The organism is Paraburkholderia silviterrae, assembly GCF_004353915.1.
GTDB classification, from domain to species: domain Bacteria; phylum Pseudomonadota; class Gammaproteobacteria; order Burkholderiales; family Burkholderiaceae; genus Paraburkholderia; species Paraburkholderia silviterrae.
Window position 1 is genome coordinate 40,321 of record NZ_SMRP01000013.1, and the last position, 18,781, is coordinate 59,101.

13 protein-coding genes are annotated in these 18,781 nt (G+C 64.3%); 5 read left to right on the top strand and 8 right to left on the bottom strand.

The annotated features are described in order from the left end of the window. Positions 1-63 precede the first annotated feature (63 nt). Entirely contained in the window at positions 64-1,683 is a 1,620-nt protein-coding gene (locus tag EYW47_RS23645; protein ID WP_240763892.1) for an alginate export family protein, read from the top strand. A gap of 25 nt (positions 1,684-1,708) precedes the next feature. Beyond that, entirely contained in the window at positions 1,709-6,913 is a 5,205-nt protein-coding gene (locus EYW47_RS23650) for a trifunctional serine/threonine-protein kinase/ATP-binding protein/sensor histidine kinase (RefSeq protein ID WP_165976659.1), read from the top strand. Between the two features lie 56 nt (positions 6,914-6,969). On the opposite strand, the gene EYW47_RS23655 is transcribed toward EYW47_RS23650, so the two are convergent. Beyond that, positions 6,970-7,638, bottom strand: coding sequence for a response regulator transcription factor (locus EYW47_RS23655; protein ID WP_133197267.1), 669 nt, complete (start codon positions 7,636-7,638; stop codon positions 6,970-6,972). Positions 7,639-7,986: 348 nt separating this feature from the next. Here EYW47_RS23655 and EYW47_RS23660 point away from each other — a divergent pair, with 348 nt between their 5' ends. Next, complete coding sequence (locus EYW47_RS23660) at positions 7,987-8,685, top strand: hydrolase (protein ID WP_133197268.1); 699 nt, start codon at positions 7,987-7,989, stop codon at positions 8,683-8,685. Positions 8,686-8,853: 168 nt separating this feature from the next. On the opposite strand, the gene EYW47_RS23665 is transcribed toward EYW47_RS23660, so the two are convergent. Both EYW47_RS23665 and EYW47_RS23670 read right to left on the bottom strand, forming a co-directional pair. Further along, the gene (locus EYW47_RS23665; RefSeq protein WP_133197269.1) at positions 8,854-9,846 is read right to left on the bottom strand and encodes a hypothetical protein; all 993 of its coding nucleotides are present in this window, start codon (positions 9,844-9,846) and stop codon (positions 8,854-8,856) included. A gap of 124 nt (positions 9,847-9,970) precedes the next feature. Then, positions 9,971-11,329: an MFS transporter gene (locus EYW47_RS23670; protein ID WP_133197398.1), complete on the bottom strand. Its 1,359-nt coding sequence runs from the start codon at positions 11,327-11,329 to the stop codon at positions 9,971-9,973. Between the two features lie 322 nt (positions 11,330-11,651). Here EYW47_RS23670 and EYW47_RS23675 point away from each other — a divergent pair, with 322 nt between their 5' ends. Next, a complete protein-coding gene (locus EYW47_RS23675; protein WP_133197270.1) occupies positions 11,652-12,191 on the top strand; it encodes a MarR family winged helix-turn-helix transcriptional regulator in 540 nt (179 codons plus the stop codon). Positions 12,192-12,235: 44 nt separating this feature from the next. On the opposite strand, the gene EYW47_RS23680 is transcribed toward EYW47_RS23675, so the two are convergent. Next, a complete protein-coding gene (locus EYW47_RS23680) occupies positions 12,236-13,975 on the bottom strand; it encodes an FAD-binding protein (RefSeq protein WP_133197271.1) in 1,740 nt (579 codons plus the stop codon). A gap of 299 nt (positions 13,976-14,274) precedes the next feature. On the opposite strand from EYW47_RS23680, the gene EYW47_RS23685 reads away from it, so the two are divergent. Beyond that, positions 14,275-14,805 (top strand): MarR family winged helix-turn-helix transcriptional regulator, encoded by a 531-nt coding sequence (locus tag EYW47_RS23685; RefSeq protein WP_133197272.1) that lies wholly within the window; start codon positions 14,275-14,277, stop codon positions 14,803-14,805. A 45-nt stretch (positions 14,806-14,850) separates the two neighbouring features. Here EYW47_RS23685 and EYW47_RS23690 read toward each other — a convergent pair whose 3' ends face one another. From EYW47_RS23690 to EYW47_RS23705, 4 genes are all read right to left on the bottom strand, one after another. After that, complete coding sequence (locus EYW47_RS23690; RefSeq protein WP_133197273.1) at positions 14,851-15,087, bottom strand: hypothetical protein; 237 nt, start codon at positions 15,085-15,087, stop codon at positions 14,851-14,853. 95 nt (positions 15,088-15,182) lie between these two features. After that, entirely contained in the window at positions 15,183-16,295 is a 1,113-nt protein-coding gene (locus EYW47_RS23695) for a Gfo/Idh/MocA family protein (protein ID WP_133197274.1), read from the bottom strand. A 95-nt stretch (positions 16,296-16,390) separates the two neighbouring features. Further along, on the bottom strand, positions 16,391-16,900 hold the full coding sequence (locus tag EYW47_RS23700) for a nuclear transport factor 2 family protein (RefSeq protein WP_133197275.1): 510 nt from the start codon (positions 16,898-16,900) through the stop codon (positions 16,391-16,393). A 132-nt stretch (positions 16,901-17,032) separates the two neighbouring features. Beyond that, positions 17,033-17,980, bottom strand: a complete 948-nt coding sequence (locus EYW47_RS23705) for a 3-keto-5-aminohexanoate cleavage protein (RefSeq protein ID WP_133197276.1) — start codon at positions 17,978-17,980, stop codon at positions 17,033-17,035. Between the last annotated feature and the right edge of the window lie 801 nt (positions 17,981-18,781).

Here is an 18,781-nt window from a genome sequence, read left to right on the forward strand (position 1 = left end):
GGCAGGGCGCGCGCGGATAAACACAAGCCGATAACGGCCATTGCAAGGGAATACACGGTGTCGATGACGATACACGGGAGACGATTCGAAAAAGCGGCGCGCGTCACGGCCATCGCCGGATTGATGTGGACGGCCGCCGATGCGGCGTGCGCGGATACGCTTGCGCAAAGCACAACCGGAGTGAGTGTCGTGGCGGGTGCCGCGAATGGGCCCACGGATATGGCCACGAGCACGGCCACCAATGCGGCCACGAACACGGCCAGCAATGCGGCAACCGATACGGCCACGACTGCGGCCACCGGCACAGCTACGAATACAGCCGCCACCACGGCGGCGCCCGCGAGCGGCAGCACGGCGGCAAGCACCTGCAACGCCAAGCGCCCCGCCGTGATGTTCAACCGCTGGCAGGAAGACTGGTCGGTGCTCGCGAATCCGTGCGTGCCGCGCAAGCCGCTCGACAGCCTCAAGTACATCCCGCTCGGCGGCGATCCCTCGTCATACCTGTCGCTCGGCGTGAACCTGCGCGAGCGCATGGAAACCAATAATGCGCCGCTGTTCGGCATCGGCTCCGCGCAGTCGGATACGTATCTGATCCAGCGCGTCGAGGTCCATGCCGACGCGCATCTCGCCGAGCACTGGCAGTTCTTCTTCCAGCTCGAGGATGCGCGCGCGTGGGGCAAGAACGTCATCACGCCGGTGGACAAGAACCCGCTCGATATCGAGCAGGCGTTCGTCACCTACACGAACTCGCTCGGCGGCGGCACCGTCAAGTTCCGCGTGGGCCGCCAGGAGATGGCCTTCGACTTGCAGCGTTTCATCTCCGTGCGCGACGGCCCGAACGTGCGCCAGGCCTTCGACGCGCTCTGGGCCGACTACGAGTACCACAAGTGGCGCTTTATCGCCTACGCAACCCAGCCCGTGCAGTACCGCTATGCGACCCCGTTCGACGACGTGTCGAACCGCGATCTCACGTTCAGCGGCGTGCGCTTCGAGCGTCAGTCGGTGGGGCCCGGCGACTTGTCCGGCTACTGGTCGCGCTACAACCGCAGCAATGGGCAATACCTCGACGCGCACGGCCCCGAGCGGCGCGATGTCTGGGACCTGCGCTACAGCGGCACGCATGGGCGTTTCGATTGGGACGTCGAAGGCATGCTGCAGACGGGCACCGTCGGCAACAGCACGATTGCCGCGTGGGCAATGGGCTCGATCGCGGGCTACAAGCTCGACACGGCGTGGTCGCCGCGTGTTGCCGTGCAGATCGACGCGGCCTCGGGCGACCCGCATCCGCATGACGGCCGGGTGGAGACCTTCAATCCGCTGTTTCCGAACGGCTACTACTTCACGCTCGCGGGCTATACGGGCTATACGAACCTCATTCACATCAAGCCGTCCATCACGCTCAATCCGACCAGCAATCTCGCGCTGCTCGGGTCGCTGGGCTTCCAGTGGCGCGAGACGACCGGCGACGCCGTGTACCAGCAGGGCATGCAGGTCGTGCCGGGCACCGCGGGCAAGGGCAGTTTGTGGACGGGCATGTATGTGCAGTTGCGCGCCGACTGGACGATTGCGGCGAACCTGATCGGCTCGGTCGAAGCCGTGCACTTCCAGGTGGGGAACTCGCTGCGCCAGGCGGGTGGGCACAATGCCGACTACGCTGGCGTCGAGCTCAAGTACGGGTGGTAGCGAAGCATGTGACAGGTATCCGGCGATGGCGGAAAGCGAACACTATCGTGCTGAGGACGGCGCAGTCTGGAACGAAGCGCGCTATGCGCGGGCTCAGGCGCGCTTTCTCGGCGCGTCGGGCAACGTCGCGGAGTTCAGCCTGGTCGAGCCCGGGGCCGGTGCGCAGTGGCGCGCGCGGCAAACCACGTGGGCGTTCGGCGCCCGCTGCCGTCAGTTCGAGCTCGAGTACGGCCTGCGCAGCCGGCTAGGGCCGGACTGGGCCGTGAGGCCATGCGCGCTGATCCGCGCGAGCGACGGACCGGTGCTGATCTACGCCGAGCCCTTCGGCTCGACACTCGACGAACTCGCACGCGGCGGACTGTCGATTGCGCAAGTGCTGCGCTTCGCATCGGGCATGGCGCACGCGCTTGCGCAGCTGCACGCGCTTTCGTTCGTGCATGGCGACGTGCGGCCCGCCCAGTTCGTTCAGGCCGCGAATGGCGCCATTCGCATTCGTTCCTTCCTGAACACGCACTCGCCGCACGAGAACGTGCCGCCCGAGCAGCAGCTCGATGCCGTTGCGGCACCCTACGCCGCGCCCGAGCGCACGGGCACCGGGCAAGCCTACGTGGACGAGCGCAGCGATCTCTATTCGCTCGGCGTCGCGATCTTCGAGCTGCTTGCGGGGGCGCTGCCGTTCAAGGCCGACTCTGCAGCGCAATGGCTGCATGCCCATCTGGCGATCCAGCCCGCGCCGTCGTGGCAGTTCCGCGCGGGGGTGCCGGCCATGCTCGACGAAGTGATTGCCAGGCTGCTCGCGAAGGAGGCCTGCGAGCGCTACCAGACGGCCGAAGCGCTGCGCCAGGACCTGCTCCACATGCAGGCGCAATGGGATGCGTCGGGAACCATCGCGCGCTTCGAGGTCGCCCGTGGCGAGCGGCTCGTGCGCGCGGAGAACGAAACCTCGCTCATCGGCAGGCAGGACGAGCTCGCGCAACTGGTCAAGGCCTACCGTGCGGTCGCGCAGTCGGCCCAGGCGCGTATCGTGCTGATCGAAGGCGCGCCCGGGGCGGGCAAGACCGTGTTGGCAACGGAGTTCAGAAAGCGGTTGCTGCCCTCGTCATGGTGGGCGGCGGCGAAGGCGAATCCGTACCAGGCCGCGCAACCGTACGCGCCGGTCGTGCAGGCGTTGAAGTCGCTCTGCCTGAACGTGGTCGGCAAGGGCGGCGCCGCGCTTGCCGAGTGGAGCGCACGCCTGAGCCGCTACGCAGGCGATTACCTGAACCTGCTGGCGCGGCTCGTCCCCGAAGTGGAGCTCGTGGTGGGCCGTCGCAACGCCGGCGGCGATCCCGGCGACGATGCGCCGGCGCGCCGCGTTCAGCTCGCGCTGATTCAGGCGTTGCGCGCGTTCGCGTCCGAGGGCGCGCCGCTCGTCGTGATGCTCGACGACCTGCAATGGGCCGATGAAGCCACGCTCGACTTTATCGTGACCCTGGCCGCCGAACGGCCGCCGAATGTGCTGCTCGTTGCGATGTGCCGCAACGAAGATCCGACCCGCAGCGGCCCGTTCCGGGACTTCGTCGCGTGTGCCAAGAGCCGGTACTCGCTGGCCATCACGCTCGCGCCGATGACGGCGCAAGACGTCGCGCAGATGATTTCCGCGCTGATCGGCGAGCCGCAAGCGCGCGTCGAGCGCCTGGCCCGCATCGTCCGGGCGAGAACGGGCGGCAATCCGTTCCATGTCCGGCAGCTCATGCGCTCGCTGTTCGACGAGCGCCTCATCCGCTTCGACGGCATGCGGCGCGAATGGACGTGGGACGACGCGGGCATCGAAGCGCTGCGGCAAGCGCAGAGCGTCGTCGACCTGATCTCGGCGCGGCTCGATCGACTCGCGCCGGACGTGCGGGAGGTCCTGACGTGGCTGGCCTGCATGGGCGCCCAGACCGACGAAGCCCTGCTGCGCCGCGTGTGCGCGCTGCCGGCGGCGGAGCTGCACCATCGGCTCGATGTCGCGCGCCGCGCAGGCGTGCTCGAGCCGGGCGACGGCGGCTGGTCCTTCGTGCACGACCGCGTGCTCGAAGCGGTGCAGGCCCAGGCGGACCCTTGCGCCTCGCCCGCGCGGCATGCGGCGGTGGCGCTTGCGATGATCGATCTCCATGCCGATCGAATCGGGCCGGCCGCACTCGAGATCGCCGCGCAGATCGAGCTGGCCAAAGGGGCGCCGCTGAGCCGCGCACAGGCCCAGGCGTTTGCCGGCGTGCTGGCCGAGGCCGCCGGGCGAGCCATCGCGGCCGCCGCGCGCGATCGCGCGCTGGCCTTTCTCGCGCACGCCGCCGAGCTGCTCGGCGAGGGCCGCTGGGCCACGCACTACGAACTGGCGAGAAGGATTGCACTGTTGCGCTGCGAGAGCCTGCTCGCCGTGGGCTGTCTCGACCTCGCAGCACCCGAGATCGACGCGCTCATGGCGCACATGCGCTCGGACATCGATCAGGCGGAGGCGCATCGCCTCAAGGCGGCCATGTTCACCGTGCGCTCGGACTACGCGGCAGCGGTGGACGTCGCGCTCGCGGGACTCGCGCGTCTGGGCGTGCATCTTCCGCTGCGGCCCACGGCGGACGACCTGCTCGCGGCGCGCGACGCGGTCAGGCAAGCACTCGATGGCCGCCCGATCGCGGATCTCGTTCATCTGCCGCGGATGGAGGATGCGCGCATCGAAGCCGTGATGGCCTTGCTGACGGCACTGGAAGCCGCGATGTTCGAGCCGAGCGGCCTCGCGTTGCTGCATTTCGCCACCGTGGTCCGGCTGACGTTGCAGCACGGCGTGACCGGCGCTTCCGTGCAGGGCTTGTCGTGGTTCGGCGTCTATATTGCGCAGACCTACGGAGACTACGAGGAGGGTTTCGAGTACGCGCAGGTGGCCTTGGCGCTTGTGAGCCATCACGGCTTCGAACGCTATCGCGCCGCGACGCTGATCGCGCTGGACCAGGTGAGCGTGTGGACGCGGCCGCTTTCCTGGGCGCTGGCGAGGGCGCGCGAGGCGAAGGCTGCGGGCAACCTCAGCGCCGAGCTGCGCTGGATGTGCTACAGCTGCAACCACATCGTGTCGGATCTGATCGCCTCGGGCGAACCGTTGCCGATAATCCGTGAGGAGATCAAACCGCTTCTGGACGTGGCGCGCGGCGCAGCGTATCGCGACATCGTCGATCTGCTGGCGACGCAAGCGGAATTCGTCGCGTCGCTCTGCAAGGGCAAGGGCACGCCGGTCGGCTCATGGCAGCTTGCGGACGGCGACGGCCGGGCCGCATCGAGCGTTGCAGACGCATCGGCCCCATCGGTTCCATCGGCTTCATCGGCACAAGCGCCGGCGCGCATGCCCGTGCTCGCCTTCTGGACGCTCGTGCTGCGCGGTCAGTCCGCATTCCTGTTCGAAGACCTCGAGGTGGCGCACGCCTCGTTCCGGGAGGCGAGGGCGTTCGCATGGTCGACGCCGGCGCACATCATGCTCTCCGATTACCGGCTCTATGGCGCGCTCACGCTCATCTACGCCCATCCGGACTCGGCAGGCGAGGCGCCTTTGGCGGCCGCGCTCGAGGACCATCGCGACCAACTCGCCATTTGGGCCGCGCTCAACCCCGGCACGTTCCAGAACAAACTCACGCTGATCGATGCCGAGTTCGCGCGCATCGCGGGCAATCATCTGGAGGCCATGAAGCAGTACGAAGCATCGGCGAACATGGCCGCGGCGGCGGGCTTCGTTCACGAACAGGCGCTGGCGCACGAGCTGGCGGGACGCCATGCGGTCGGCCTCGAATTGACGGGAGTGGCGCGCTACCACTTGCGGCTCGCCAACGCCTGCTACAAACGCTGGGGCGCGCTCGCCAAGGCCGCCCAGCTCGAACAGAAGTACGCATTTCTCGCCATCGACGACGTCACCGCACCGCGCTTGCATACCGCTTACGGCAGGGACGACCTCGATTTCATGGCCGCGATGCATACGGCGCAGTCGCTCTCCGAGGAGATCATTCTCGAGCGGCTGATCCAGAACCTGATGAAGGGCATGATCGTGCATGCGGGCGCCCGCTATGGGCTGCTCCTGCTGATGCGCCGGGACGCATTGCAAATCGAAGCGACGGGCAGGGTGGTGAACGGCGAAGTGCTCGTCGATATCGGCACGGCGCCGCCGACCGACCGGCATATTCCGCTCTCGATCTTGAATACGGTCGTGCATACGAAGAAGCCGCTGGTGTTCGACGATGCGCAAACGGAGGGCGAGGCCGCGCATGCCGGGAGCCTGGCCCTGCACCCGGCGCGCTCGGTGTTCTGCTTGCCGCTCCTGAAGCAGGGCACGCTGATTGGCGTGCTCTACCTGGAGAACGCCCTCGTGCATCGCGTGTTCACGCCCGCGAAGACGGCCATGCTCGAAGTGCTCGCGCCGCAGGCGGCCAACTCGCTCGAAGCCGCGCGGCTCTATGCCGAGCTCGTGGAGGAAAACGCGCGCCGGCAGGAGACCGAGGCGGCGCTGGGCCGTGCGCGGGCGACACTGGCGCGCACGGCGCAGATGACGGTGCTCGGCGAAATGGCGGCCTCGATCGCCCATGAGATCAATCAGCCGCTCACCAGCATTATCTCGAGCGTGGGCGCCGGTGTCCGCTGGCTCAAAAGCGGCAAGCCGGATTGTCTGGAGGCGGTGCTGTCGAACCTGGAGGACATCCGCACCGCGGGCCTGCGCGCCGCCGACATCGTGCGCGCCTTGCGATCGCTCGCCAAGCAGGCGCCGGTGACGCTCGTGCCCGTGAGGATAGACGACGTGCTGCGCGAAATGCTCGAGCTGACCGCGATGGAAATCGACACGAAGCGCGTGGTGCTGCACACGGAACTCAACGCGGATCTGCTGGAGGTGCTCGCCGACCGCACGCAGATCCAGCAGGTGGTCTTGAATCTGATCACCAACGCGCTCGATGCGATGGACGGCGCGAAAGTCACGAAGGGTGTGCGCAAACTGCAAGTGACGTCGCAATGCGAAGGCAGCTGGGTCGTCGTAAGCATTTCCGATAGCGGTAGCGGCATTGCCCCCGACATTGCCGAAGCCATTTTCGAGCCGTTTTTCTCGACCAAGGAGCGCGGCATGGGCATGGGTCTCGCCATCTGCCAATCGATCATGGAGGCGCATGGCGGCACGCTGCATGTCCGCGACCATGTACCCGCCGGGTCGACCTTCGTGTTCAGGCTGCCGATCGCGTACTCGGGTTAGTGCGCTGAATTGAGGCGCTGGCGGGCGCGGCGCGCGCAACGCCAGGCGGACGGCGCTTACGCGCCGTGGGGCTTGATCCCAAGGGCTTCGGCCTGGCGAACGAGGTCGGGGAGCGTGCGCGCCTGCATTTTGCGCATCACTTGAGCGCGGTGCACTTTCACCGTGATCTCGTGAATATTCAAGTCTGCCGCGATCTGCTTGTTCATCATGCCGGTGATGACGAATTCCATCACTTCGCGCTCACGGGCGGTCAGCAGTGCGTATGCACTGCGCAGGCCGGCCAGCGAACGTTGTGCGTCCAGACGCTTTGCGTCGGCACGCAGCGCTTCGGTGACGGCATCGACCATGTCCTCCTCGCGATACGGCTTGGTGAGGAAATCCACGGCGCCGCGCTTCATGGCCTTGACCGACATCTGCACGTCGCCATAGCCCGTCATGAACAGAATGGGGATCGAAAGGCCGACGCGCGCGGCTTCCTCCTGAAACGCGAGGCCGCTCTCGCCGCGCAGGCGCACATCGAGAACGAGACAACTCGGAATCTCGGGCCGTGCGAACGCGAGGAACTCACGCGGTGATGCAAACGCCTCGACCCGCAGCCCCTCGGAGCGCAGCAGCGATCCGAGCGAGCGGCGCAGCAATTCGTCGTCGTCCACCACGTAGACGATGGACGCGCCCTCGCCGGGCTGCGAGCCGTTTGCCGGGTGCGATGGGCTTGCGCCATTCATGTTTGTTTCCTTCGCCAGGGCCCAGCTGGGCCCTATCACGTTGACCTTGTGGAATTCTAAGTCAGTTCCGTGAAGCGCGGATGCATGCGCTCGTGGAATTCGGTAAGGGCTTTAAGCGATTTACCGTGGTTTAAGCCTGTTAAGCGCATTAAACGATCTGGTCATCGACATATTATTGGCCTGAATTAAGAACGATTTACTACTGGATTCGGGATGCGGCTTCCTAAACTCAGCGTTACGGTGGACACGCGCTTCGCGCAACTCCAACCCGCCGAGTACCGCGCGACGCCACGATGGGTGGCATCGTCTGGTTCCCACGTGAATGAATCCTTGAAGAGGGGTTGAGTCATGCGCAATCCGAAACTGGAAGTTTTGACGCCGCAAAACAGTCAGATGATCTTTATCGATCAGCAGCCACAGATGGCGATGTGCGTGCAATCGATCGACCGCCAGACGCTAAAGAACAACGTCGTCGGGCTTGCCAAGGCCGCGAAGGTATTCAATATTCCGACCACGCTCACCACGGTCGAAACCTTGAGCTTTTCCGGCTATGCATTTCCGGAGCTACTCGATGTGTTTCCCAATCATCCGCTGCTCGAACGCTCGTCCATGAATTCGTGGGACGATCAGAAGGTGCGCGACGCGCTCGCGAAGAATGGCCGCAACAAAGTGGTGGTGGCCGGCCTGTGGACGGAAGTGTGCAATGACACGTTCGCACTCTGCGCCATGGACGAAGGCGGGTACGAGATCTACATGGTCGCCGACGCCTCAGGGGGCACGTCGAAGGACGCTCACGAGTTCGCGATGCAGCGAATGATCCAGGCCGGCGTCGTTCCCGTGACCTGGCAGCAGGTGATGCTCGAATGGCAGCGCGACTGGGCACGCCAGGAGACCTATGCTCCGGTGATGGATATTGTCCGCGAGCACTCGGGCGCGTACGGCATGGGTGTCGACTACGCGTACACGATGGTCCACAAGCGAGATCAGCGCACCAAAGTAAAGCATGAAATGCTCGCCCCCGTGCCGGCACCGATTACGAAGAAATAGCCGGCCCGGCGCGCAATGCACGAAACCCGCGTTGGCGTCAGGCCGCGCGGGTTTTTTGTTTCTGGGGTGGGCCTCTTCAATGGCTCAATGACGCCGCCTCACTTGAAACCGCATGAATGACGTTGGGCCGTGCCGCCTCAAGTGCGCGCCGCCTTCGTCACGCGACGCTCAGTAGTACACCCACCGGCCATACTGCGGCGACCAGTACACCCAGCGAGCTTGCCGCTGTGGCTGATACCGTGCGTCCCATGGCGCGGGTGGCGCATAGTAGGCGGGCCGGGGCGGCGCGTACACCGGTTGTTGCGCATACACGGGCTGCTGCGCATAGTCGGGCCGTTGTCGCGCATACGCCGGCTGCTGGGAATCGCCATACTGCAGGGCATACGCCGGCTGCTGGGAGTCGCCATACTGCTGGGCATACGCCGGCTGCTGGGAGTCGCCATACTGCTGCGCATCGCGATACTGCTGGGCATCGCCATACTGCTGCGCATCGCGATACTGCTGCGCATCGCGATACTGCTGGGCATCGCCGTACTGCTGCGCATCGCCGTCCTGCTGGGCACCGCGGTACTGCTGGGCATCGCCATACTGCTGGGGCGGCGGCCGCGATGCCACCGCTGGCGGCGCGTACTGGCCCTGTGGCTGGGCGTATTGCAGATCCTGTGTCGAATACGCCTGTGCAGCGCGGGGCGGCGGCGCGTCGTCGACGGCTTCGTTGTCCGCCATGGACTCCTGCGGAGCAACCGCCTCCTGCGCAGGCGGCAAGGCCCGCGCCCCGGCGGTGGCGGGCACGGGTGCGCTCTGGGCGTCAGGTAGCGGCTTGACCGTGATCGGCAACGTCATGACCTGCTGGACATCCCCTGCATCGCTATAGACGTGCTTGACGTCAAGGATGGGCTGGGGAGCGGCCGGGCCGGCAGCCTTCTTCTTCGCGGTGCCTGACGCACCCGCGGGCGCGTTGGCTGCAACCGTGGCGCTCGCCGCCGCTGTGCGCGCCATCTCCTCCCTGGCGGCCTGATAGCCGCGGTCGTAGGCCGCTTTGACTTCCTGGTCCTGTGCCTCGGCGTCTTCTGCCGTGCCATAGGCGTGAGACGCGGCCGAAAATCCACAGCCCACCGTGAGCAGTGCGATGGCCGTCGCGTGCCGTACGCTCGTGTCCATGGGGCTACCTCAATTCCTGTTGATCCATGCTGTGATCGTACACCGCAAGCCGTGACATTCAAGCGGCGGCATAGCCGATTGGTTTGCCGGCGAACGCAAGCAGGGATCGGGAATGGGGAGCCCCTCAATGACTCAACGACGTTACCTCACTGGAAACCGTATGCACGACATCGGGCCGCGCCGCATGCTTGATCAAGAGCGCGACGCATGCCAGTCCCCCCGCCACAGCGATCACGGTGAAGATTTGGGAGAACGTGAAATGCCTGCGTACCAGCTCGGCGACAAGAAACGAACCCGCGATGCCGCCAAAGCGGCCCACCCCAAGCATCCATGCCACGCCGGAGCCCCGTCCCTCTGTTGGGTAGAACGTGGCCGCGAGCGCGTTCATGGATGATTGCGCGGTGTTCGCGAGCACGCCGGATATCAGCACGATGGGGACGAGCAACGCGACTTTGCCCTCCGTTTGCCCAATAAAAAACAGGCTGATGGCGGCAAGCGCATAGCAGCCCGCGATGACGAGATTGGCGTTGAACCGGTCCATGAGCGCTCCGCAAAACACCGCGCCGATACCGCCGAGCGGGAACAGGGCGGAGATCAACGCCGCCCGGCTCGCACTGAGCCCCGCGTCCTTGAGGAGCACGGGCATCCAGTTGATGGATGCATAGCAGATCACGAGGCCCATGAGCGCAGCGAGCCACAGCATGAGCGTGCCGACAATGTAGGTGCGCGACATGACGAGGCCCAGCCCGCTCAGCTCGGTCTGCCGCTCGCCTTCGACCAGCGCGAACCCGCGCGCCTGGTTTGCGTCGTGCGAAATGCGCAGCAGAACCGCACGAATCTGCGCAACGGGTCTGCCCTTATTGACAAGAAAGCGCACCGATTCCGGCAGCCTGAAAAACAGCAAGGCGCCGTGCAGGATCGGCATCGCGCCGCCGAGCAGAAGGACGGCGCGCCAGCCCGCGTGCGGAATCAGCCACGCCGCAATGAGGCCGCCCAGGGCGGCGCCGAGTGGAAATCCACAGCACATGAGGCTGGTGACCGTTGCCCGGCGCGAGGTCGGGCAGAACTCGTCGATCATCGTCACCGCATTGGCCATGGCCGCGCCGAGTCCGACACCCGTGACGAAGCGCAACAAGCTCAGTTGCCCGACGCTCGATGAGAACGCCGACACCGTGCAGGCCGCACCGAGGACAAAGACGGATCCCACCACGAGGGGCCGCCGTCCGATGCGGTCGGACAAGGGACCAAACAGGAGGGCGCCAAACGCAATGCCGAACAGCGCGGCGCTCAGGACCGGTGCGAGGGCGGGCTTGGCCAGATGCCATTCGGTCAGCAGCGACGGCGCGATATAGCCGATCGCCGCGGTGTCGAAGCCATCGAGCAGCACTATCACGAAGCACATGAAGAAAACAAACTTCTGGAACCGTCCGAACGGGTGCTCATTGATGAACGCCTGGACATCGGCAATGGGGTGATCTTGCATCGGTCGTCTCCTGCCATGGATGAAGCGGCATATCACGGAGGGGAATCCATCCCTTGCGAACTTCCCGGGGAATCCCCTGGCATCCCTACCATATCGATTCGATATGGCATGAATTGATGACGTATGATTTGCGATAAAATCATATAAGTCAAGCGCGCGTTGTCCCGATGCGATGGACCGGATCATCAATGCAATGGCGGCGCTCGGCCGCCCGCCGTCCATAGAGGACATGCAAAGACTGCGGTATCATTTCACTTTGGCTAATTCGATTTGCACCGATAGTACCGACCGATGGCCCGGTCCCATGCCAAGGAATGAGTGAATGCCCAAACCCAATTCGTCTGCAGTCAAGGCAGCCGCCGCCGCTCCGAAGTTAGCGGAAGCCTCGGAGCAGCGGCTATCGGATGTATTTGATGATCGCGGCAGAACCGTTCCGTGGATCGCGCGAACCATACACCGGCTCTACGACGCGCAAGGGCAAAAGCTCCTCGACAAGGAGAGCATTCCCATCGCGTACTGGTACTACCTGCGCGTGCTGGCCGAGCGCGGCGAGATCAACCAGCTCGAGCTCAGCAAGCGCGTGGGCATCGCATCGACGACCGCGGTGCCCGCGCTCGACTATCTGGAGAAGCGCGGCCTCGTGAAAAGGGTGCGCGATCCCAACGACCGGCGCAAGTACTTCGTCCAGCTGCTGGATGAAGGCAAGCGCCTCGTCGACGAATTGCTGCCCGAGCTCACCGACATGATTTCGGCATCGCTCGACGGCATCTCGCAGAAGGACATGCGCGTGTTCTGGAAGGTCATGCACCGGATCGAAACCAACCTGGTGCAGATCGCTCAGGGCGACACGGTCGTCGACTGATTCGTCCACGGCTTGATCGCGCGCGTCGACGGCCGCGTCCTCCGCTACGTCGAAGAGGCGGTTGAAGAAGCGGCCACGCGAGCATGACTCGCCTGCGGCTGACTGCTGCCCTTTGCCAGCGCCATCGCCGCCAGGTAACCAAACGTGATCGCCGGTCCCAGCGTGATGCCCGCGCCAATGTAGTGACCGCCAACGGGCGAGTTCATGTCGTTGCCGCAGGCAAAGATGCCGGGAATCGGATGGTCGTTGCTGTCCAGGACTTCGCCGTTGGGGCCCGTCACGAGACCGCGGCTGGTGCCGAAGTCGCCCGGCATCAGCTTGACTGCATAGAAAGGTCCCTGCGCAATCGGACCGATGCATGGGTTCGGTGTGTGAGCGGGATCGCCCTTATAGATGTTGTAGGCCGATGAGCCCTTGCCGAAGTCCTCGTCGACGCCAGTTTGCGCGAACTGGTTATTGCGCATGACGCTGCGAGCGAGGCCGGCGGCATCGATCCCTGCCTTGGCGGCGAGCTCCGCGAGCGTCTTGCCGCTCAAGAGGTAGCCGGACGCCTCATAGCGACGCAGCGACATGCCCGGCAGGATCACGCCAATGCCGTACTTCTTCACGGCCGCTGCGTCGGCGACCAGAAACGCGGGGATCGCGCCGGCATCGAACATCCCTTGAGTGAAGGCGTGATATGACGCGGCTTCATTGGTGAAGCGGTTGCCTTCCTTGTTCACGGCAATGAAGCCGGGCTTGGGCCGATCGAGCATGAAGTGGCCCCACAGCGTATTGCCTTTCTCATTCTTGTACTGCGAAATCGGCACGTAGTAGCCCGTGTCGAGCCCGTTATGGTCGAGCCGGCCACCGGCTGCAAGGCCGAGTCGAATGCCTTCGCCCACATTGCTCGGCAAGCCAAGGCCGAGTTCGACCGTTGGCTGACGCGAATGGTCGCGCCGCATTTCAAGGTTGCCGTTGTAGCCGCCCGTCGCGATAACGACGCCACGGTGCGCGCGTACGCGAAACGTGCTGCCATCGCGCGTGACTTCGGCGCCGACCACTGCGCCGTTTTCGGTGATGAGCTGCGTTGCGTGAGCGCGTCGCCAAACCGGAATCTGCGCATCGAGGATCGTCTTGTACAGACGCCCGATGAGCGCATTGCCGCCCACGAGGCGGGTGCCGCGATGATAGCTGAGGCGGTCTTTGCCGTAGCGCGCGAAACGCTTCACGACGTGTGCGAACGACTTGAACGAGCGCGTGAAGGCCAGGAAGTGATTCAAGTCAAGCAGGTCGAGCATCATGCCGCCAAAGGGCGCGAATGCCGGCAGCGGTGCGCGCAGGTCCCTGAAGTGCGTACCGAGCTCGCGCCCATCGAATTCGAGCGGGGCGTGAGCACGGCCGAACATGCCGCCATCGGACTCCGGATAATAGTCTGGATAATGGACCGCCATGACCTCGAGCTCCGAATGGCGGACCAGGTAATCGAGGGCAACCCGCCCCTGGGTGATGTAGCTTTCCTGGAGCGGGCTACCCACGCTGGCGCCAACGGTCGCCGTAAAGTATCGACGCGCTTTTTCGAAGGAATCCTGAAAGCCTGCCTCCTGCATCGGCGCGCTATCGACGAACCACATCATGCCGACCGACCAGGCGGATGTGCCACCAACCTGGTCCGTTTTTTCGAGGAGGAGCGGCTTGAGGCCTTCGTTCTTCGCCACAATGGCCGCCGACATGCCGCCTGCACCGGCCCCCAGAATAATCACGTCGACTTCGAGATCCCAGCCTGCCGTCGTATCAGTGCCCATAGCGCTTGTCCTGTTTGAGAAGTCCGGGAAGACAGGCCGGGAAATGGCCGCTCCGGCATGCAAAAAATTCCGCTCGCTCCGCCATGGTTGCGTTCGGCGGGGTGCTTGCACATCCATTTTTCACATGCTGTATGATCGTCACGAAACGGATTATCTTTCAAGAGATGATTCCGATTAAGATCGATTCATGTAGGATGATGTGTTGTGGGATAAACAATGTCAAGCGTTGCGGGGAATTTCCTGTATCGAGCGCCTGGCCCGTGTGCTGGCGGCTGGACGACCCCAGTTGAGGAATGGTCATGTCAAAGTTGAGTTCGAATCAAGTGAGCGATGCGGTCGAGGAGCTGGCGGCGGAGGATAGCCGCCGCGCAGCCGTTTTTGACGACCGCGGCCGCACCGTGCCATGGATGACACGCACGCTGTATCGCCTCTACGAGACCGAAGCCCAGAAGGTGCTGGACAAGGAGGGGATTTCGGCTGCGCACTGGTTCTATCTGCGGGTGCTGGCCGAACGTGGCGAGATGAACCAGCTCGAACTCAGCAAGCGGGTGGGCATTGCGTCGACCACGGCCGTGCCGGCGCTCGACAGCATGGAAAAGCGCAAGCTCGTGCAGCGCACGCGCGACCCCATGGACAGAAGAAAATATTACGTCAGCTTGCAGGACGAAGGACGACGCGTTGTCGACGCATTGCTGCCCGGGCTCACCGAGATGATTGTGGCTTCGCTCGAGGGCATCTCGGAGAAGGACCTCCAGGTTTTCTGGAAAGTCATGCACCAGATCGAAGCGAACCTGACCCTGATGTCCAAGGGCGACGCCGCGATCGACTAGGCGCCGGCCGGCTGTCGCCAGGACGCCGCCAGCGCCGGGTCGCGCTCACACCACGCGCATGGCCGGGCGCTCCCGGCGCGGCGGGAAAATAGACCAGAGTCCGTCCGTGTGACGAAAGAAGAACATGGCTGCGGTTCCGGCGGCCCTGCGTGCTTCGACGCATACGTAGCATTGCCGCCTCGCACGCTGGTTCTTGAATTCGACCACATGCACCGTGTCCATCGAGGTGGGGGCCAGCCAGTGCTCCACCATCGCGTGCAACGACTTTTCTGCGCTTGCCATCATCCTCTCCTTCCCACGCGCATGGATCGCGTGACGACAAACCACTGAGCGGCCCCGCTCACGCAACGCACGCTCGCGTGCGCCGCGAAGCAGGCTTACGTGCCCACCTTGATCCGCTTGCCCGTTTCGCTCGACTGCTCGATTGCATGGAGCACTTCGTGAAGTGCACGTGCATGATCGAAGCTCGGCGCCGTATGCGTGCCATGACGCAGGTCGTCGGCGAGCAAGCGGTAGACGCCGGCGACATTGCGCGCCGCAACGGCATCGCCGGCATCGATCGGGAACGGATCGGGGACCTCGAGCTCCTCCCAGCCGTCTTGGCCTTTGCGTCCGAACTCGACACGCAAGGGCGAGATGTTGATCGCCGGGACGTATTCATTTTTGGCCGTGATGCGCAGATCGCCCTCGCTGCCGTTGATTTCCCACAGCAGCTTTGTTCCGCGCGGCACGCCACCGCGAAGTTGCAACGAGAGCGGCGCACCGGAGCGCAGAATCGCGTTCGCCATGAGGTGGTCGGGCGTCTTCATCTCGACGGCTTCGCCCGTTTCGATGACGCGCACGGTTGGCCTGCGTTGCGAGAGCACCGCGTCGATCTGGTCGACAGGGCCAAGTACGGCATCGATCGCCGCAATCGCATGCCCGCCGATCACGGAAAGCAGGGTGGCGCCGTTGCGGCCGTCCATGGCGTAGGCGTCGCCTTGCAGGACCTCGTCGCCCCAGCTGACGCCCGAGCCCACATACGTCGAAGACAACACATTGCCGATCTTGCCGTCCGCCACGAGCTTGCGGATGAACTGCACTGCGGGGGAGGCGAGCGCCTGTGCGCCAACCACGGCCAGGGCCTTTTTCTCGCGCGCGAGCTCGGCAAGCGCGATGGTCTCTTCGAGCCCATTGCCGAGCGGCCATTCGCTGTACACGCTCTTGCCCGCCCGCAGCGCCGCCGAAAGGACGTCCTTGTGGTGCTGAACCTTGACGGTGACGACGACGATGTCGATGTCCGGCGAAGCGGCCAGCGCAGCGGCGCTTTCGAATGCCTGCGGGATGCCGAACGCAGCGGCAGCGGCCTGCGCGCTCGCGAGGCTCGTATTCGCCACGCCGGCCAGCTCAAAGACGCCGGACAAGGCCTGCAGGGCCGGGAGATGGGCCATCGCCGCCCAGCCGCGTGCGGGGCTCAGGCCGACGATACCGACACGATATTTCTTTTCCATTGCTTCCTCTAACCAACGGGTAATTGCCGCAACCTTGAGCGCCTGAATTCGACGGCCGGCCTACTGGAGCCGGCCACCGGCATCGGCCGCACGCGTCATGCGATCCGGTACAGGTACGACGGGTCTTGCTTGTCACGGCGCCCGAGCGTGAAATTTTCGAGCGGCGCGAGATCGTGGGGAACCGGGTCCGACCGCTGGGAGTCGAGCACGACTACCCGATCGGCGATGCGCCATTCGCCGTTGCGCCGCTCCATGCGGTCCACGTAGCGGATGTTCACCAGCCAGTCCATCGCGGGCTTGTCGCCAGCGGGCTTCGTGCGGTGCAATGCCTGTGCATAGTGCTCGGCAAACGCCGCATCGCCGTGGACCTCGACATACTGGTTGCCGGTGAAGTGCTGTGTCGATTCGAAGCTTGGCAACAATTCGGCTGCCCAGTCGATGAAGCCTTCAACCCCGCCGTTGTACGCGCCGTGCCGGTCGATCGCATCCGGGTGATAGCACGAGCGCACGAGATCCCAGTCCATCCGGTCGATGCCGCGGCAATAGCGCAGATGCACGCGGCGAATCTCCGCTTCATCGAGTAGCTGCTGAAGTTTTGCTTCCAACTTAGGTCTCCTTGATTGAATCGTCGGGGCATCGAGCCGATGAGTGCATGTGATGCCATGCCTGCGCTGCTGACTGCTGACTGCTGACTGCTGACTGCTGACTGCTGGCGCGGGCATGGCTGCGCGCTTGTTTCAGTTGCGCGCTGGCTTGCCGACCAGTGCCCGGTACTCATTGGCCGAGGCCGGCGTGCGGCCGAGCAGGCCGGCGATGTCACGCGCCATGTTGAACATCTCCAGATTGTCCTTGAGGCGCTCGTCGCTGTTCGGATACTTCCACGGCGTGTCTTCGGTGCCGATGCGGATATGCAGGCCCATCATCGTGGCGAGCGTCGTCATGTAGAGCGTTGCCCGGCCGGCCGCACAGACGCTGATCACAGAGGTCGGATCGATCTGGCGGATCTGGTCGACCATCAGGAACAGGTGTTTCGTCATGTCCTGGGCGTTGCTCACCCAGGTGCCGGACACCAGCGTGCGGCCGACGTTGAACGGCAGGCCGTAGAGGATCAGCCAGTTGTAGGGCTTCTTGAGGATGCCGGTATCGATGAGCTTGCGCTTGGCGAGTTCGATCTCGCCGGAGCTGTGGACGGCCAGTTCAGGCTTGACGCCGGTGGCTTCGAGTTCGGTGATGGCGGGCACCATGAAGGCTTCGGGGTGGCCTGGCGCGCACGGTGCGACTTCGGTCAGGCCGGCGCGTGCGGGGCTCACGCATTCATCGAAGGACGAGCCGTTGAGGACGTTCAGATTCGGTACGAAGTCGTTGCCAAAGCGCGCGCGCAGCGGCTCGAGAACGGCGGAATAGGCCTCGACGGGCGGGATGTCGCGGTCGAGGCGGCGGCCTTTCTCGTCGGTCATGAAGGAGAAGTCGATGTGCACGCCGCAGGCGCCGGCTTCGATGACGCTTGATGCTGCGTCCACGTACTCCGCGAGGGAGGTAGTGCTCTCGAAGCGCCCCGATACGGCAGCGTTGATGGCGATCTTTTCCGACACGTCCCATTTGGGTTGCAGCTCCGCGCCGGCTATGAACTGGTATTCCTCCATCTCGCGTTTGGCGGCTTCCCAGAGTGAAAGTTTTTCGATCATGGTGATCCTCGATACAGGTGGTGAATTCAGGCTCGATGGTCTTTCGAACCCGGGGTGATCCGTTCTTGCTGAGATGATTGCTTGTGGGATCGATTTATATCGAATGATGTGTCGTGGGATTAAATAAGTCAAGGAAACCAGGGAATCCCCTAGGGTGGGGCCGCCTTGGCGGCGGTTTTTGGGGCGGTGGCGGGGACTGTCTTTTGCGCGGGCGCGAGCGTGTGGGTGCGGCGTGGCTTGATTTTGTTGAGGCGATGGGGCGATTGGGGTGGGGTGTTGGGTATGCTTGGTATGAGGCGGTGCCTCGGCCTTTCGTTGGCCTTTCCTTGATTTCATGTCGGTATATGAGTGTTGCCCCTGTGCGGGGCGGCACCTACTTTTCTTTGCAGCGGCAAAGAAAAGTAGGCAAAAGAAAGCCGCTCAAACCGCCAGTGTGACGCTGTCCACCACTCGACTTATATCGGAGCGGCTCCGGAGCGTCTGTCACCACGCGTCGTCACACGGAGTGACTAAGGGCTCATCCATCCGGCGGCGCTCCGCGCGCCGTGGGGCATAACCAAAACCGGTGGGATATACGGGTATTCGTAGGACTCCAACATATTCACCCGTCAGAACCCCGCGCATTCGCAGACAGCACGCCCGGTTTTCCTTGTTGACCCTTCCGTCCGCGCGTAGCGCGCGGCGGGAAGGATGAGCCCTTTGTCACTAAGGCGGAGTGTGCGAGAAGACGGATGCTCCGGAGCCGCTCCGATAAAAAGGGCAGTGGGGGACGGCGTCACACTGGCGGTTTGAGCCGCTTTC

Excerpts from the sequence above, each read along its gene's own strand:
- EYW47_RS23690 (WP_133197273.1), bottom strand. The coding sequence starts at position 15,087 with ATGGCAAGCGCAGAAAAGTCGTTGCACGCGATGGTGGAGCACTGGCTG.
- EYW47_RS23675 (WP_133197270.1), top strand. The coding sequence starts at position 11,652 with ATGCCCAAACCCAATTCGTCTGCAGTCAAGGCAGCCGCCGCCGCTCCG.
- EYW47_RS23705 (WP_133197276.1), bottom strand. The coding sequence starts at position 17,980 with ATGATCGAAAAACTTTCACTCTGGGAAGCCGCCAAACGCGAGATGGAG.
- EYW47_RS23645 (WP_240763892.1), top strand. The coding sequence starts at position 64 with ATGACGATACACGGGAGACGATTCGAAAAAGCGGCGCGCGTCACGGCC.
- EYW47_RS23655 (WP_133197267.1), bottom strand. The coding sequence starts at position 7,638 with ATGAATGGCGCAAGCCCATCGCACCCGGCAAACGGCTCGCAGCCCGGC.
- EYW47_RS23670 (WP_133197398.1), bottom strand. The coding sequence starts at position 11,329 with ATGCAAGATCACCCCATTGCCGATGTCCAGGCGTTCATCAATGAGCAC.
- EYW47_RS23650 (WP_165976659.1), top strand. The coding sequence starts at position 1,709 with ATGGCGGAAAGCGAACACTATCGTGCTGAGGACGGCGCAGTCTGGAAC.
- EYW47_RS23685 (WP_133197272.1), top strand. The coding sequence starts at position 14,275 with ATGTCAAAGTTGAGTTCGAATCAAGTGAGCGATGCGGTCGAGGAGCTG.
- EYW47_RS23665 (WP_133197269.1), bottom strand. The coding sequence starts at position 9,846 with ATGGACACGAGCGTACGGCACGCGACGGCCATCGCACTGCTCACGGTG.
- EYW47_RS23660 (WP_133197268.1), top strand. The coding sequence starts at position 7,987 with ATGCGCAATCCGAAACTGGAAGTTTTGACGCCGCAAAACAGTCAGATG.
- EYW47_RS23695 (WP_133197274.1), bottom strand. The coding sequence starts at position 16,295 with ATGGAAAAGAAATATCGTGTCGGTATCGTCGGCCTGAGCCCCGCACGC.
- EYW47_RS23680 (WP_133197271.1), bottom strand. The coding sequence starts at position 13,975 with ATGGGCACTGATACGACGGCAGGCTGGGATCTCGAAGTCGACGTGATT.